At 37.6% G+C, this 16,323-nt stretch carries 11 protein-coding genes and 1 pseudogene; 7 read left to right on the forward strand and 5 right to left on the reverse strand.

Features of this window, described 5'->3' with window-relative positions:
- Window positions 1-147: 147 nt before the first annotated feature.
- Both AAV97_RS12270 and alc read right to left on the reverse strand, forming a co-directional pair.
- The gene (locus AAV97_RS12270; protein ID WP_046760707.1) at window positions 148-642 is read right to left on the reverse strand and encodes an ureidoglycolate lyase; all 495 of its coding nucleotides are present in this window, start codon (window positions 640-642) and stop codon (window positions 148-150) included.
- Between the two features lie 4 nt (window positions 643-646).
- Window positions 647-1,654, reverse strand: coding sequence for an allantoicase (gene alc / locus AAV97_RS12275; protein ID WP_046760708.1), 1,008 nt, complete (start codon window positions 1,652-1,654; stop codon window positions 647-649).
- A 212-nt stretch (window positions 1,655-1,866) separates the two neighbouring features.
- Between alc and hpxO the strand changes: the two genes are divergently transcribed.
- A complete protein-coding gene (hpxO, locus tag AAV97_RS12280) occupies window positions 1,867-3,024 on the forward strand; it encodes an FAD-dependent urate hydroxylase HpxO (RefSeq protein ID WP_009586874.1) in 1,158 nt (385 codons plus the stop codon).
- A 173-nt stretch (window positions 3,025-3,197) separates the two neighbouring features.
- Here the strand turns inward: hpxO and AAV97_RS12285 are convergent, their stop codons facing one another.
- Complete coding sequence (locus AAV97_RS12285) at window positions 3,198-4,130, reverse strand: LysR family transcriptional regulator (protein WP_046760709.1); 933 nt, start codon at window positions 4,128-4,130, stop codon at window positions 3,198-3,200.
- 289 nt (window positions 4,131-4,419) lie between these two features.
- Here AAV97_RS12285 and AAV97_RS12290 point away from each other — a divergent pair, with 289 nt between their 5' ends.
- On the forward strand, window positions 4,420-5,475 hold the full coding sequence (locus AAV97_RS12290) for an aromatic ring-hydroxylating oxygenase subunit alpha (protein ID WP_046760710.1): 1,056 nt from the start codon (window positions 4,420-4,422) through the stop codon (window positions 5,473-5,475).
- A 193-nt stretch (window positions 5,476-5,668) separates the two neighbouring features.
- Here the strand turns inward: AAV97_RS12290 and yddG are convergent, their stop codons facing one another.
- On the reverse strand, window positions 5,669-6,595 hold the full coding sequence (gene yddG, locus AAV97_RS12295; RefSeq protein ID WP_046760711.1) for an aromatic amino acid DMT transporter YddG: 927 nt from the start codon (window positions 6,593-6,595) through the stop codon (window positions 5,669-5,671).
- A gap of 624 nt (window positions 6,596-7,219) precedes the next feature.
- On the opposite strand from yddG, the gene AAV97_RS12300 reads away from it, so the two are divergent.
- The 3 genes and pseudogenes from AAV97_RS12300 (at window position 7,220) to AAV97_RS12310 (ending at window position 12,599) form a co-directional block, all read left to right on the forward strand.
- Window positions 7,220-9,424 (forward strand): OsmC domain/YcaO domain-containing protein, encoded by a 2,205-nt coding sequence (locus tag AAV97_RS12300; protein ID WP_046760712.1) that lies wholly within the window; start codon window positions 7,220-7,222, stop codon window positions 9,422-9,424.
- 260 nt (window positions 9,425-9,684) lie between these two features.
- A pseudogene (locus AAV97_RS12305) lies at window positions 9,685-10,692 on the forward strand (T6SS immunity protein Tli4 family protein).
- A 2-nt stretch (window positions 10,693-10,694) separates the two neighbouring features.
- Window positions 10,695-12,599: a lipase family alpha/beta hydrolase gene (locus AAV97_RS12310; RefSeq protein WP_046760713.1), complete on the forward strand. Its 1,905-nt coding sequence runs from the start codon at window positions 10,695-10,697 to the stop codon at window positions 12,597-12,599.
- Between the two features lie 174 nt (window positions 12,600-12,773).
- On the opposite strand, the gene AAV97_RS12315 is transcribed toward AAV97_RS12310, so the two are convergent.
- Window positions 12,774-13,655, reverse strand: a complete 882-nt coding sequence (locus AAV97_RS12315; RefSeq protein WP_005031638.1) for a LysR family transcriptional regulator — start codon at window positions 13,653-13,655, stop codon at window positions 12,774-12,776.
- 165 nt (window positions 13,656-13,820) lie between these two features.
- Here AAV97_RS12315 and AAV97_RS12320 point away from each other — a divergent pair, with 165 nt between their 5' ends.
- A complete protein-coding gene (locus tag AAV97_RS12320) occupies window positions 13,821-15,338 on the forward strand; it encodes a CoA-acylating methylmalonate-semialdehyde dehydrogenase (protein ID WP_046760714.1) in 1,518 nt (505 codons plus the stop codon).
- 15 nt (window positions 15,339-15,353) lie between these two features.
- A complete protein-coding gene (gene mmsB, locus AAV97_RS12325) occupies window positions 15,354-16,244 on the forward strand; it encodes a 3-hydroxyisobutyrate dehydrogenase (protein WP_042088764.1) in 891 nt (296 codons plus the stop codon).
- Window positions 16,245-16,323 lie beyond the last annotated feature (79 nt).

Below are 16,323 nucleotides of genomic sequence, written 5' to 3' on the forward strand. Positions count from 1 at the left end.
GATTTAAATGCATTGAAGCCTGAGAAAAGGAATCGATGATACTGGTCTTTATGATAATTAAATTATGGTTTTATAGCGTTTGTGTCGCATAAATCTATGTTACTTTGGCTTATTACTGAACCCAATGGTTTAGCAATAAGCCGATGATTAAAAAGTTAACACAATATTTTCTTCGAATGGAAAGATATCACAATTATGACCCTCTCCAATACGATCGACCACGACAAAATCACTCGGTGCTTCGAGCGTCAATAATGGATGATGCCAAGTTCCTTTATGATAATTAATGGCTTGTTTTCCATTACTGATAAATGCATAAATGTGCGCTAGATCAGGCGTATTTTGGTCAAGTTGTGCTGCAACGACAATTAAAAAAGATTGACCATGCATCGGAATAAAGGCTTGTGAACCTTGAGGATGGCGTTCAAGCATTTTGATTGTACAGGGAACAGTTGTTTTTTGAGTATTCCGAAAAATACTTAAACCGACTTGTCCTGTATTGGTTTGTGCTAAAGCTAAGGCGTGATAACGTTCGGTTAGCGCATTATTGATCGGAAAAAAATCATTGCCTTCACAGGAAATCACGTCACCAAAAGGTGCAAAAGCATCTTTGCTGAGTGGCTGAATTTGGATATAGTTCATGAGATCAATCAATGATTTTCCCCCATAGACGAATCCGACTGATGCCCCCATCTGGAATCATGTTGACGCGGATATGAGAAATTTTTTCATGTTTTAAAATTTCATCGATGTATAGATGGATATGATCCATTTGCATATCTTGGGGATGTAATAAATACGACCAAAACATACTTTGTGGAATTAATTGCGGGTCTGTCGCATTTTCAATATAAGTGGCTTGAATGGAGACTTGAGCAGGGTAATTGCCTTTAAAATGTGCAGTATCGATTTCAATTTTTTCAATCAAACCATTTTTGCCGAGTGCTAAAACACACCAATCAAAGCCAGGGGTTCGACGGCGTTTTGTTTCCCAGCCATCTCCCATATTGATTCCACGTCCTGGATTGATCAAATTACGAGGATGTCCAAAATGGGCATCACTATAAGCTATTACCCGCCCACCATTTTCCAATGCCAATAAATCTAAAGTTTGTGTTTGGTCTTGAATCTGAATACTCACTTCACCATAAACTCTAAAACGTGCAATGCCGCCATCTGGGAAAATATTTAATCGAACATGTGTAAAAATATCTTCACTTTTCACATTGAAGAGATGATGTTGGCTAGGTCCAAGTATAGAGTTGGCTAAAATGGGGTGCCACAGTGCATTATTCAGGTTCCCATTTGGTGCATAACATGCCTCTATAGCAGCCGATGCAGGGTAGTTGCCGGTAAAAAAAGTAGTATCTATGTCAAAGGCACTGATTTTACCTGCAACTCCCAATTCAATAATTGCCCAATCATAACCTGAATGACGCTTACGGCGGGTTTCCCAACCATCCATCCACTTACCGTGGTCATCAAATTTATCTTCGACAAAAACAGGCGCATCGAATTGCAACATTCGTGAAGCCTCAGCAAAAAATTCATCTGAACATTCAAGTACTTTTGCCCCAATTCGGGGATCTGCCAAATTTGTATATCGCTGTAAATGTGCAGGAAGTTCAAAATTTGGTGCAAGTAAAGTTGCCATATTTATTTACCATTCATATTACTATTCACATTAATAGAAGCGTTCTTATCAGTGACAAATATTTTATAAGCACTCATAAAAACAATATCTTATGGCACTTATCATGCACAGCCTATGCCAATTCTTCTCTGAAAATGTATGGATTTTTATATAAATGGCACGTTTTTAGCATTTTAGGCAACAGTGCGAGAAAACAATCAGAGGAGAAATAGATGGAGATTACAATTATTGGTGCAGGTATGGGAGGACTAACCGCTGGTATTGCACTAAAAAAATTCGGTCATACGGTCACCATCTACGAACAAACTGAGCAGATCAGGGCTGTAGGTGCAGCAATTTCGTTATGGTCAAATGGTGTGAAGTGCTTAAATTACTTGGGCTTAACGGAACAAATTGCCAAACTTGGTGGTCAAATGGATCATTTAGCCTATTTCGATGGTTTAACTGGCGATAAAATGACGCAATTTAGTTTATTGCCATTAATTGAAGAGGTTGGACAACGTCCGTATCCAGTCTCGCGTGCAGATTTACAAAATATGTTGATGGATGAATTTGGTCGAGACGATATTCACCTTGGAAAAAAAATGGTGGCGTTAAAACAAATCGATCAACATGTTCAGGTTACATTTGCAGATGGAACTGAAATTACTACAGCACTGGTGATTGGTGCTGATGGCACACATTCCTTGACACGCCAGTATGTTTTGGGTGAGCAGGTTGAACGACGCTATGCGGGATATGTCAACTGGAATGGTTTGGTTGAAATTTCTGATCAATTGGCACAAGCAGATCAATGGACAACATTTGTTGGTGATGGAAAACGAGTTTCGTTGATGCCGATTGCTGAAAATCGCTTTTACTTTTTCTTTGATGTTCCATTGCCTGTAGGTTTAGACAATAACAAAAGCCAATATAAAACTTTATTTAAGCAATATTTTCAGCATTGGTGTGCCCCTGTACAAAACCTAATTGAGGCAATAGATGTAGAAACCACCAATCGTGTAGAAATTCATGATATTGAACCTTTTACCCAATTTTATAAAGGGCGTGTAGTGATCATGGGCGATGCTGCACACAGTACCACTCCTGATATTGGTCAAGGAGGTTGTCAAGCCATGGAGGATGCGATCTATTTGGCAAGAGCATTGCAGATCAATACTTTAGGTTTAGAAGATGCATTAAAACGTTATCAAAATAAACGCAATGAGCGTGCCAATGAATTGGTATTGCGCGCGCGAAAACGTTGTGATGTCACGCATATGAAAGATGAGACTGTAACCAAAGAATGGTATGCAGATTTGCGTCGCGAACAAGGTCCTCATATCATGCGTGGCATTATTAATAATATTGTTGGTAATCCTTTGGATTGATATATGGTTATATCGGTTTAATTCAAAGTTGATTTGGGTTAATGACATCTTAGATGTTTATCAACTTTTATTGAGTGCTGACAAGGACGTTAACTTCAATATGCGACAAGATGTGCTTCAGACTGCTGCGTATCTTATAAGAAAATGTATATCAGATTCATCCCCTACAGCGCTTATTGATAATCAATCAATTTGAGCTTAAATCGCTCTATTTGTTCAATCAAATGCTTAATCATGACTTGTGAAACACGAGAAAGCTGTCGCTTTGGTGCAACACATAAGGCTAGTGTTAGTGGGTACAAACCTTTTTCACGAATCGGTTTAAAGCAAAGTTCATCTCGTTCTAAATAAGGATAGACATCGATATAAGAAAGTAGACCTATACCTAAATTTTTCTGAATTAATGACATTATCATTCGGATGTCATTACACTCTAACTGGTGATGTGGTGCAATTTGATAATGTTTATACAGTGTTTGCACATAATCCTGAATGATTAATGGTGCACTTGGAATTAAATGTTGATCATTTAAGGTATCTGATAAATGGATTTTTTCAGTTTTAGTGAGTGGATGATCTTTAGGTAAAACAAACCCGATTGGAATTTCAACAAATGCTAAAACCTCAAGTTGGTGGTGTCCTTTAGGATTCAACAAAATGCCAAAATCAATCTCAGCGTCCATAATCATATTTGAAACTTTTTCACTGTCCTGAATATGAAAGTTAAAATTGATCCAAGGATAGTTCTCATACATATATTGAATAGAATCGAGAACAAAACCATCACTGAGCGCAGTAATCAGCCCACAGTCAATGGTTCCGCGTGAAAGCCCTTGTATTTCATCAAAACGATTACGGGTAAGTTGGAATTCTTTCTGCCATTTGATTAAATCTGCATAGAGTAATTCTCCAGCAAGGGTGAGCTTTAAGCCATTGGGTAAACGTTCAAATAGATCGATTCCAAATTCTTCTTCAGCTAAAGCAATTTGACGGTGTATTGCCGAAACAGAAATATACAACTGATCCGCAGCTTTTCTTAAACTCCCTGTTTTTGCAACAGCGATAAAATAATCAGAGAATCGTGAAAAAGTCATATTTATTGGCATATAACGCTGTCCATGGTGATACGGGAGACATTTTGCTTATTCTTTCAGTTAAACAAATAACAAGGTCAGTGAAAAGCTAAGCGATTTCTATGCCAATTTATCGTTCTAAAATAAAAATAATGTTCTTCGAATGTGTTCTAATTTTTAGAATGATCAATATTAAACTTTCTAATAGACAGAATTTAACTAAATTCGTAATTTTAAAGTATGCCTTAAGCACTTAACTGAAATTCAGTACTGCATCATGGCATAGGTTAATGAAGTTAAATATAAAATTTGTGAGTTTAGTATGAATGCAATTCCAGTTCTTCAACTATTTAGCCAACCGCAATGTAGTACATTTGAACCTAAAGACTGGGAGATACTTGCTCAACACTGGTATCCAGTGGCACGTATTCAAGACGTCACAATGCAACCGCAACAAGTCCAGCTGTTAGATGTGAAAATGGCACTCTACCAAACAGAAAGTGGTGCAATTCAATTGGTTCGAGATATTTGTCCGCACCGTGGCGTACCGTTAACCAAAGGCTGGGTAGAGGGTGAGGAGATTATTTGCCCATATCATGGCTTGCATTACAACACCAAAGGACAATGTACCAAGATTCCAGCACAGCCCGAACTCAGTAAAATTTCTGAGCGTTTTAGCCTGACAAAATTTCCTGTGGTTTTAAAGTATGGTTTGGTCTGGACCAGTTTATTTAGCCGTGATGAACAGCTAGCAAATTTTCCTGTTTTAGATACATGGGATGATCCAGAGCATCAGGCAATATTGCCTCCATTTGTTGATATTGCAGGCTCTAGTGGTCGTCAACTGGAAGGTTTTATTGATGTTGCACATTTTGCATGGGTGCATCACCAATCTTTTGCAGATGCAAATAATCCGATCGTTCCTAAATACACCACTGAACGAACATTTTATGGTTTACATACTGAATATGTCAGCGGTGTGAGTAATTATCCGCATGGCTTACAACATTTAGCACCAGAAGGATTTTTGTGGAAACGTATTTTTGATGTTTATCCACCATTTTCGGCGGTGTTAAAAGTTGAATTTCCACGACAAGGTGTATTAAAAATTTTAAATGCATGTTGTCCTGTTTCATCTAACAAAACCCGTTTATTTGTCCCACTCACACGTAACTTCGATACAACAGGAGATTTACAGGCGGTTTATGATTTCAACGCTCAGATTTTTGCAGAAGATCAGGACATGATCGAAAGTCAAAAACCTGAAGAACTTCCATTAGATATTTCAATGGAAGCCCACTTTGAAGCAGACCGCTCTTCTACCATGTACCGTCGGATTCTCGCTGAGTGGGGCTTAAGTAAACGCTATATTATTTAATTTTTAATGTTTTGTGCTTTGCACCTTCGGGTGCTTTTTTAATGCGTTATAAATCTTTTAAGTATCTTTTATAAAACTTTTCAGCTTAGGTGTCAGTTTATTGAACTTTCTTCAAATTATAGAAATAATCTTATAAACCATTTGGTTATGCCAAATTGGTATGCATTATTAAATCAAAAAATTTAAAAATATTTTAATTAAGGACTGCGAGGAATTTATCTTTAAGTTGTTGCCAGTTGGTTGAAACCCAGCATACCAACGAACCTGCTGTCACTAAAATCACACCATACCAAAATTCTGTAGGTAAACGGGTTTGTAAAATCGTCATGGAAATCACGGTTGAAATGACTGGACTAAAATAAGACAAGGTCACCAAAATGGTAATATTGCCTTTGATAATTCCAATATTCCATGCGGCATAACCCATTGCCATCACAAAAGACACCATCGCTAACAGCGCAAAGGTAGACAGTTCAAAATGCTGGATTACATTAAAGCTAAATTCATGTGACCATAAATATTTTGCCCATAGTACACAACTGATCGCCACAAAAAAGAATGAAATCGGATTGTGTCCATCACTGTATTTTTTGGTAATAACACAATATAACGACCACAACGATGCACCAAGGAAAGCAAGAATATAGCTGGTTGGATTGGCTTGAATATTGGATAAAATATTTGTCCAGTTTAATGCGCCTTGTCCAGCTTGAATCATGACAATGCCACTTAAACTAATAGCTAAACCAAACACAACAAAAATATTAAATTTGATTTCTTTAAATAGAATCAACATGGCAACCGTTAAGCCAGGCCAAAGATAATTTACTAAACTGACTTCGATCGCTTGTTGAGCCGTTTGTGCTAGAGCGATTGCATAAGAAAAACACAACTCATAAATCACAAAGAGCAAAGTTGAAAAGATTAAATATTTCTTTGAAATAAGTTTTAAATTTGGAATTTTAAAGAAGAGCAATAAAATACATGTGCTTAAGCTATACATAAGTAGTACTGCTAAATCTGCGCCCATACTAAAACTGATTTTTTTCAGTAAACCTACGATGGATGACCACTGCAAAATTGCACTGAAACCAATCAGTGTAGCGAGATTTTTTGACATAGCAAACTTCAGATTTTAGGGGCTGTTGATTTTTCATAAAAGGCTTTCGTTGTTTATTTACAACGCAAGCCACAGCGGGGAGAGTGGTATTTTTGTCACAACGTTGTTAGCTTGCTAAACAATGCACCTCAGCATATAGCATGACTAGATTCCGTATTCAGTGTGAATATCACCTAAACAACAGGCGTAGTCACAAACATAGACGATTACTCAACAGACCCTTATTAATACAGAATTTTATGAAAGGTAAAATAATGTAAGTAATTATAACTTAAACATTCGATGAAAAGGCACACTAGGTCTAGCTTTCAGATGGAAATTACAAAAAATATTTTTGGAAAAAATCACTTATTGGTTTCTTATTCAATAAAAAATTCAACTGATCTATGCAGTATTGAGCAGATAAATATTTGATGCTCACACAGGATGATTTAGATAGATTTTCGATTAACGCCAGACAAGCATTATCAATTTAATAAAATAATTCTATAATAGCGCCCATTCTGACTAATATTCGTTGATGTTAGTTTCTTTTTAAGTCAATTTGTTGTGTGTTATTTGACTTATTTTCAATATTTAAATTTATGTGTCCGTGTTCACACATAAGATTCTTTAGGTGCCCACATGGAAATCAAGGTTAATTATCTCGATAATCTTCGACAAGAAGCGAAGTTCGATGATTTTACCGTTATTGCTGATCAGCCAATTCGCTATAAGGGTGATGGTTCTGCACCGGGTCCTTTTGATTATTTTCTGGCATCATCTGCGTTATGTGCAGCTTATTTTGTTAAAGTTTATTGTGCTGCACGAAATATCCCGACTGATAACATTCGTTTATCTCAAAACAATATTGTTGATCCAGAAAATCGTTATAAACAAATTTTTAAAATCCAAATCGAACTTCCTGCTGATATTTCAGACAAAGATCGCCAAGGGATTTTACGTTCGATTGACCGTTGTACAGTTAAAAAAGTCATTCAAACAGGTCCTGAATTTGTCATTGAAGAAGTTGAAAGCATTGATGCTGATGCGCAAGCTTTGCTGATGCCAAATTTAGCAAAAGAAAGTTCAACTTATATTGAAGGTAAAGATTTACCTTTAGAGGAAACCATTGCCAATATGTCAGAGATTCTGGCAGGTTTGGGCATGAAAATAGAAATTTCCTCTTGGCGAAATATTGTTCCCAATGTTTGGTCATTACACATTCGTGATGCACAGTCACCTATGTGTTTTACCAATGGTAAAGGTGCAACCAAAGAAAGCGCTTTGGCATCTGCTTTGGGCGAATTTATTGAACGTTTAAACTGTAATTTCTTCTACAACGATCAGTTTTGGGGGGAAGAGATTGCCAATGCTGAGTTTGTGCATTATCCAGATGAAAAATGGTTTCAACCAGGTCCAAATGGTGAACTCCCTAAAGAAATTCTGGATGAATATACTTTAGAGATCTATAACCCAGACAATGAATTGTTAGGTACGCATCTCTATGACACCAACTCAGGCAATACAGCACGCGGGATTTGCTCGTTGCCTTTTGTACGTCAGTCTGATCAGGAAGTGGTTTATTTTCCTTCAAATTTGATTGAAAACTTATATTTAAGTAATGGAATGAGTGCTGGAAATACTTTAGCCGAAGCGCAAGTCCAATGTTTATCTGAAATTTTTGAACGTGCAGTTAAACGAGAAATTCTGGAAGGTGAAATTACTCTTCCTGATGTACCTGAAGATGTTTTAGCCAAGTATCCACGTATTGTTGAGGGTATTAAAGGTCTAGAAGAACAGGGCTTCCCGGTCTTAGTTAAAGATGCATCGTTGGGTGGTGAATTTCCAGTGATGTGTGTCACCTTAATGAATCCGCGTACAGGTGGCGTATTTGCATCGTTTGGTGCGCATCCTAAGCTTGAAGTGGCTTTGGAGCGTAGCTTGACTGAGTTATTACAAGGTCGAAGCTTTGAAGGTTTAAATGATTTACCTAAGCCGACCTTTAGCAGTAATGCCGTGACTGAACCGAATAACTTTGTTGAACATTTTATTGATTCAAGTGGTGTGGTGTCTTGGCGTTTCTTTAGTGCTCAAGCTGACCATGACTTTGTTGAGTGGGATTTTAGCAGTGCAGGTGAAAATGCCAATGCTGATGAAGTTGCAACCATGATGGGCATTCTTGAACAAATGGGTAAAGAAGTTTATATGGCGGTCTATGAGCATTTAGGTGCAACTGCATGCCGTATTATCGTGCCAGATTATTCTGAAATTTATTTGGTTGAAGACTTAATTTGGGACAATACCAATAAAGCCTTGTTGTTCCGTGAAGATATCTTAAATTTACATCGTTTGGATGATGAACAGCTTGAAGCTTTGGTTGAGCGTCTTGAAGAAGTTGAGGTTGATGACTATACCGATATCGTGACGTTAATTGGTATTGAGTTTGATGATAATACAGTGTGGGGACAACTCACTATTCTTGAGTTAAAACTGTTAATTTATCTTGCTTTACAGCAGTTTGAAGAAGCCAAAGATTTGGTGGAACAGTTCCTTCAATACAACACCAATACCGTTGAACGTGGTTTGTTCTATCAGTGTATGAATGTCATGCTCGAAGTCGAACTGGATGACGAGATGGATCTGGATGACTATGAAGCGAATTTCCGCCGTATGTTTGGTGATGAGCGTATGGATGCAGTGATTGGCTCTCTAGAGGGAAGCATTCGTTTTTATGGTTTGACAGAAACCAGCATGAAGCTAGAGGGTTTAGACCGTCATTTACGTTTGATTGACAGTTATAAAAAATTGCATAAGGCACGTGCTAAAGCAGTTGCTCATACATATTAAATTATGTGAGTCTAAACATTTTAAAAAACCCAAGATTTGACTTGGGTTTTTTATTTTAAATCAATGTATTATTTTAATTTTTCTATATAGTCAAAGTTTAAATGAAAATAATGATCATTTATATTTGAGAAAATATATATTTTGTGTTAAGTTTTCCTAAATTAAAAATAAGCGCTTCATAATAATAGTTAAATCATCTTTTTACTATGTCGAATTGTCAAGCTTACACAGGAGCGCGTTTAGCTAAAAAGGGAGCATCCATGAGTAAGTTACGTTGTTATGTCATGTTTACGTTTTGTATGCTTGCTATAAATTTTACCTTTGCAAAATCAGAATTAAAAAATACTGGAAATAATATGATTAATTTAGAAAAAACCAAAACGTATTGTATTGGGCGTTATGTAGTTGATATTCCTGATGAAGCAAATCCACTGCAACGATACGACCAATATGATTCTTTTATTATTAAGGTACAGGAAAATGCCACTCCTCAAGACTTGAATGTTGCCATTGAAAAAGTAAAAAAAGAATATTCTGAAGGAGACTGGTTTCTTACTGAAGATCCTCCAATACAGAAAATAGCAGGACGACTTACCAAAATCTTCAAGGGTAAAAAGTCAAAAAACGAAGGGCGCCCTTTTACAGTCTTTGGCTTTGTACTTGACCGAAGAACCTTGTTTTTAATTGAAGGTGGACATAGTGACTTACCGATGTGGACTGAAAAAAGTAATGAAGCAATGCAGCATTTGATTAAAAATTTACGTTATCGTCCCGAACATGAAATTCCACAAGAAAACGGTCAATGTATTTATCAGGGTTTTATTCAAGACAATGATAAAAAATTTAGACATAGTAAATAAACATTGGCTTTTGATTTTAAAGACTATCCGACTGTCGTTTTAAGATTTGATGCAGAAACAAACTCAAGAGATACAGCACCACTGATTCCAAGAATTGAGAATAAATTAAGACAGGTTGGACAAAGCCAACGCCAAATAGATAAAGATAATATTCGAAAAGGTGAAAAAAATACGCCGTATTTAATAGGTCAAGAATGGATTTCTATAGAGAAAATGAAAGGCAAGAATGGAATCAGTGCTTTATGGGAACATACTGGAACTGCAAGAGATAATAAAGACCCTTTGATTGGTTTTGAAGTAGATACTGGATATTCAACTCCGTATAGTGAAACTAGCAGTTTAGAACAATTTGATGCATTAAAACTATATGAATCAATTTTAAAAACAATCCGTAAATTCGGAGAATAATCATGTCAAATAATGTGTATACACATGAAGCCTATGAAATTCTTTATGAATCAGGCAGCATTTCTTATGTTTCACAGACCACCCCAAGCAGTGTGAAAACGGAGTGTGAAATAATTGTACCTGCAAAATATGTAGTACCAATTATTTTTATCCCAGGCATTATGGGGTCAAATATCAAAGATACAAAGAAGAATAAAGTTTGGTATCCCAAAGTCTCACTTTCCACGATCATCGAATACAGTAAAAGAGATGCCAAGGAACGGCAAATAGCACTGAATCCTAAAACGACTGAAGTGGGGTTTGATGGTGAGGTCAAATTAAGTAAAAAACTCATTCCTCACATTACCAAAGAAATCGCACTGGCACGAGGCTGGGGTTCGGTAATCAATCTTGGTTATGCAAATGTATTGATTTATTTAGAAAGTCATTTAAATCGAGCATTTAAGAAATTGAAAGATCAACAAAAAGACCAGTTTAAAGGTACTGTGGAATGGGAGAAAATTGTAAAACCTGGAAATGCGACAACAGAAAAAATACTCAACAACTGGTCAAGCGCCAAAGTCATCGAATTATTAAGTTTGGAACAACATGAAACACTGGCTGATTACGAATTTCCAGTATTTGCCTGTGGCTATAATTGGCTAGAGAGCAATATGCAGTCCGCGGACAAAATTGCGGATAGACTTAATCATGAAGTTTTAAAACAAGTTAAAAAAGAATTCCCGACATCAGAATTTAAAAAATTTATTATCGTTAGCCATTCTATGGGCGGTTTGGTAACACGTGCCTTGATTCAAAACGATAAAGTTAAAGATAAGATCGCGGGTGTGGTGCATGGTGCGATGCCTGCCACGGGAGCGCCTGCAGTCTATCAACGCCTCACTGTTGGTTGGGATGGTTGGAAAGCATCTACAGGGTTGCTGAATAGCTTAAAAGCTTGGATCACCAAATTTATGTTTGGAGATACCTCTGAACGCTTAACAGCGACTTTAGCAAGCGCGCCCGGAGGCTTGGAGTTATTACCCTTTACAAATTATGTAAATGCTAAAGATTTTCCAAAAAATCCTAAAGCATGGATATTCATCAAGGCTAAAACTCCCAACGGTGAAATTACCGCGTCATTACCTCGAACGGCTAATCCGTATACTGAAATTTACCAAAGAAAAGACAGTTGGTGGGCGATGATGAATCCAGATTTTATTGATCCTGCTCAGTTAATGAAACAAGAAGCCAATGAAAAAGGCTATGAAAGTGTTTTTGATGTATATGTAGATAATATTGATATAGTAAAAAAATTACATGAGCATATTATGGATACTTATCATACCAATACATATGCAAACTATGGTGCTGATGAAAGTTTTAAAGCATTCGGTCAAGTCGTATGGCGTTGCAAGGAAGAATTAAATATCAGCAGTGAACAGGAACTGATTGAATTAATGGATTTATATGGTAAGCAAGAGCATATTGAGTTTCCAAATATACAAGATCGAAGTAGCGTCAAAGTGGAAGATCAAGGCAATCTTCAAGAAGACGATGCTGATTTAATCATAGAGGGTTCAAAAACACACAACTTACATAATAATGCGTATAAAAAAGACGGCGTAAGACAAGTTTTATTGGATGAAAAATTTAAAATTTCTAAAACCAATAAAGCGACATTTTATTTAGATCTAAAACCCACTTCAAAAGGTGATGGTACAGTGTGTTATCAATCTGGAGAGGATGTCCGAACAAATGAGCAGGCACTGAAAGGAACTTTTATAATTAATGGTTATGAACATGCCAGTAGTTTTGACAATGCGGATGTACAGTTAAATACTCTATATTGTATCGCCAATATCGTTGACATTATTCACAAAGCCTCATTAGCAGAGGCGTGTGAATCGAAGACTGAGAGTAAATAAACCTATTTATATTGGTTTAAATAGGGCACATTTTTTTATAAAACTATGAAGCGTCAATCTACTTAATAGTTAGATAATAAGCGTACAACAGTGCTTTGCCCAACGAGGGAAATTGAAGCAGATGTAAGCAACAATATTCAGAGTTTAGATTTTAAATAACCCAAACTTACAGCGTTAATCCATCAATAAATTCTGATATTTGTCCGCCTGCGCTCTTAAAAAATCCCAGACCAATTTAATACGGGGTTCGTGCTGTAAATCAACCAAAGTCAGCATCCAAAAGGTATGAATAAAGCGAACTTCTTCTGCTAAAACCTGTTCAAGTTCAGGTTTATTGTCCGCTAAAAATTTGGGCAAAATTGCCAATCCAGCACCAGCACTGACAGCGATCTGTTGGGCTAAAATACTGCTACTTCGAAAATTAGCATTCAGTTGTAAAGGTAAACGTTCTAAACAATACAGTTCAGGACTGTAAATTAAATCATCAATATAATTCACAAATTTATGATTTTTTAAATCTTCAAGTTTTTTAATGGGTTGGGTGCATTCTAAATAGGTTTTACTGCCATAAATTTTAAGGCAATAATCCGTTAAGCGGGTAATAATATAAGGACCAGATTTAGGACGATCAATTGAAATTACAATATCAGCTTCACGATGCGAAAGTTTAATCATTTTAGGCACAGGAATGAGATCAATAGTGAGCAGTGGATATTGCTTGGATAATTCTGCCAATAACTGAGCTAAAAAAGCAGTACCAAAGCCCTCTGGTGTGCCAATTCGCACATGTCCCTGCAAAGGTAAGTTCGGTTTTTCAATTTGCAAAAAGGCTTGTTCCATCTGTTCGACACGAGGTACAAGTGCTAAACCTTCCTGTGTAAGTTCATAGCCCGTTGCTTCTCGTCTAAATAATGGTGTACCTAAAGCAAGCTCTAAAGCCTGTATTCGTCGAGATACTGTGCTGTGTTCAACCCCAATGATCCGTGCAGTATTGGTAAGCGTTTTTGCGCGAGCCAGCACCAAAAAAAACTGTAAGTGATCCCAATCTACTTTCATTGTTTATGACGTCCTTGTGCATATTTGCACATTCATTGTGCGTTAATTTCTATTGGTCATCTATATTTTCTTTGTTAGTTTGAATTGAAACAGAGCTGATGAAAATACTGCTTTTGGCTATTTTCAAAGAAAGTAACAACAAAAAATAGTGCCTATGGAGAGGTTATGAACACGATGTCAAATATTCATTCGACGACGGCTAAATTATTAATTAATGGAAAATTTACCGAATCCAATACAACCGAATGGCAAGATATTTTAAATCCTGCAACACAGGAAGTTCTGGGTCGTGTACCTATGGCGACTTTGGAAGAAGTGGATGCGGCAATTGCGGCTGCACATGAAGCTTTTAAAACTTGGCGTTTAACACCAATCCAAACACGCATGCGCATTATGCTCAAGTTACAGGATTTAATCCGTGACAACATGAAAGATATTGCCCGTGTGTTGACTGCTGAACAAGGCAAAACTTTGGCAGACGCAGAAGGTGATATTCAACGTGGTTTAGAAGTGGTTGAACATGCTTGTTCAATTGGCACTTTACAAATGGGCGAATATATCGAAGGTGTGGCACGTGGTGTAGACACCTATACCTTGCAACAACCACTGGGCGTATGTGCAGGTATCACTCCATTCAACTTTCCTGCCATGATTCCTTTATGGATGTTTCCAATGGCAATCGTGTGCGGCAACACCTTTGTTCTTAAACCTTCTGAGCAAGATCCATTATCGACCATGATGTTGGTTGAATTGGCTGTGCAAGCAGGCGTTCCAGCAGGTGTATTGAATGTTGTTCATGGCGGTAAAGAAGTAGTGGATCGTCTATGTACACATCAAGACATTAAAGCAATTTCTTTTGTCGGTTCAACTGCTGTGGGCACACATGTCTATAACTTAGCAGGTCAACATGCTAAACGTGTGCAATCTATGATGGGGGCAAAAAACCATGTTGTGGTAATGCCAGATGCCAATAAAGAACAAACCTTAAATGCCTTGGTGGGTGCTGCTTTTGGTGCTGCTGGACAACGATGCATGGCGCTTTCTGTTGCGGTGATGGTGGGTGAAACCAAAAACTGGGTTGATGAATTAGTCGAAAAAGCCAAGACCTTAAAAGTCAATGCAGGGCATGAACCTCAAACCGATATTGGTCCTGTTATTTCTCCACGTGCCAAAGCCCGTGTTATAGATTTAATCAATAGTGGTGTTGAACAAGGCGCTCAATTATTGCTTGATGGTCGCGATGTGAAAGTGGCTGGCTATGAACATGGTAATTTTGTGGGAGCAACTATTTTCAACCAAGTCACAACCGATATGCGCATTTATACAGAAGAAATTTTTGGACCTGTGCTTGCTATTATTCATGTTGATACGCTTGAACAAGCTATGGAGTTGGTCAATGCAAATCCATTTGGAAATGGCGTAGGTTTGTTCACTCAAAGCGGTGCGATTGCCCGCACTTTCCAAAACAACATTGATATAGGACAAGTCGGTATTAATATTCCAATTCCTGTACCTGTTCCGTTCTTTAGCTTTACAGGTTCACGAGGTTCGAAACTCGGAGACTTAGGACCTTATGGCAAGCAAGCCGTGCAGTTCTATACGCAAACCAAAACCATTACTAGCCGTTGGTTTGAAGATACACAAGAAAAAGGTGAAGTGAATACCACCATTAGCTTACGTTAATCGAGGAGTTCAAGGATGAATATTGCATTTATTGGTCTAGGCAATATGGGCGGTAAGATGGCTCATAATCTCCTCAAAGCTGGTTTAAAGGTACATGGCTTTGATTTGAGTGAAGTTGCCATTGCTCATTTTACTGAAGCAGGAGGCATTGCACATGCCAACCCACAAGCTGCTGCTGAACAAGCCGATGTAGTGATTACTATGCTCCCAGCTGCAAAACATGTCAAAGAGGTTTATTTGGGTGAAAATGGCGTACTTGCAGTACTCAAAAAAGGTAGTTTATGTATAGACAGCAGTACCATTGATCCACAAAGCATCAAAGACATTGCAGTCGTAGGCGCAGAGCAAGGGATTCAAGTATGCGATGCACCAGTATCAGGCGGTACGATTGGTGCACAAGCAGGAACACTGACATTTATGGTCGGTACAGACTTAAATACCTTTGAACAAGTTCAATCTGTACTCAAACCAATGGGCAAAAATATCGTGCACTGTGGCGAAGTGGGTGCAGGTCAAATTGCGAAAATTTGCAATAATCTTATTTTAGGCATTTCGATGGCAGCCGTTGCTGAAGGCATGGCACTTGGCGCAAAACTCGGTATTGATCCACAAGCTTTAGCAGGGGTGATCAATAGCTCAAGTGGTCGTTGCTGGAGTTCTGAAGTCTGTAACCCTTGGCCGGGTATTTCTGCAAATGCACCTGCTGGGCGTGGCTATAGTGATGGTTTTGCCACACAATTGATGTTGAAAGATCTTGGTCTAGCCATTGAAGCAGCAGGGCAAGTCAAACAACCTGTTCTTTTAGGTGGTTTGGTTCAGCAGTTGTATCAGCAACTGTGTATGCAAGGAAATGCCCAGCTCGATTTTTCTAGCATTATCCAACAATACTTAGCGAAAGAAGCTTAATCCAAATATCAGCCATTTCACCATCAAAGGATGGTGAAAGCTATAGATTCACTCGTGTCATGAATAACAATAAATCCAG

The organism is Acinetobacter sp. Ag2 (genome assembly GCF_001005515.1).
Classification (GTDB): domain Bacteria; phylum Pseudomonadota; class Gammaproteobacteria; order Pseudomonadales; family Moraxellaceae; genus Acinetobacter; species Acinetobacter bereziniae.

Bases quoted from the DNA above. Each gene is read 5' to 3' on its own strand.
- AAV97_RS12315 (WP_005031638.1), bottom strand. From the start codon at position 13,655: ATGAAAGTAGATTGGGATCACTTACAGTTTTTTTTGGTGCTGGCTCGC.
- alc (WP_046760708.1), bottom strand. From the start codon at position 1,654: ATGGCAACTTTACTTGCACCAAATTTTGAACTTCCTGCACATTTACAG.
- AAV97_RS12285 (WP_046760709.1), bottom strand. From the start codon at position 4,130: ATGCCAATAAATATGACTTTTTCACGATTCTCTGATTATTTTATCGCT.
- AAV97_RS12310 (WP_046760713.1), top strand. From the start codon at position 10,695: ATGTCAAATAATGTGTATACACATGAAGCCTATGAAATTCTTTATGAA.
- AAV97_RS12320 (WP_046760714.1), top strand. From the start codon at position 13,821: ATGAACACGATGTCAAATATTCATTCGACGACGGCTAAATTATTAATT.
- AAV97_RS12270 (WP_046760707.1), bottom strand. From the start codon at position 642: ATGAACTATATCCAAATTCAGCCACTCAGCAAAGATGCTTTTGCACCT.
- yddG (WP_046760711.1), bottom strand. From the start codon at position 6,595: ATGTCAAAAAATCTCGCTACACTGATTGGTTTCAGTGCAATTTTGCAG.
- AAV97_RS12290 (WP_046760710.1), top strand. From the start codon at position 4,420: ATGAATGCAATTCCAGTTCTTCAACTATTTAGCCAACCGCAATGTAGT.
- hpxO (WP_009586874.1), top strand. From the start codon at position 1,867: ATGGAGATTACAATTATTGGTGCAGGTATGGGAGGACTAACCGCTGGT.
- AAV97_RS12300 (WP_046760712.1), top strand. From the start codon at position 7,220: ATGGAAATCAAGGTTAATTATCTCGATAATCTTCGACAAGAAGCGAAG.
- mmsB (WP_042088764.1), top strand. From the start codon at position 15,354: ATGAATATTGCATTTATTGGTCTAGGCAATATGGGCGGTAAGATGGCT.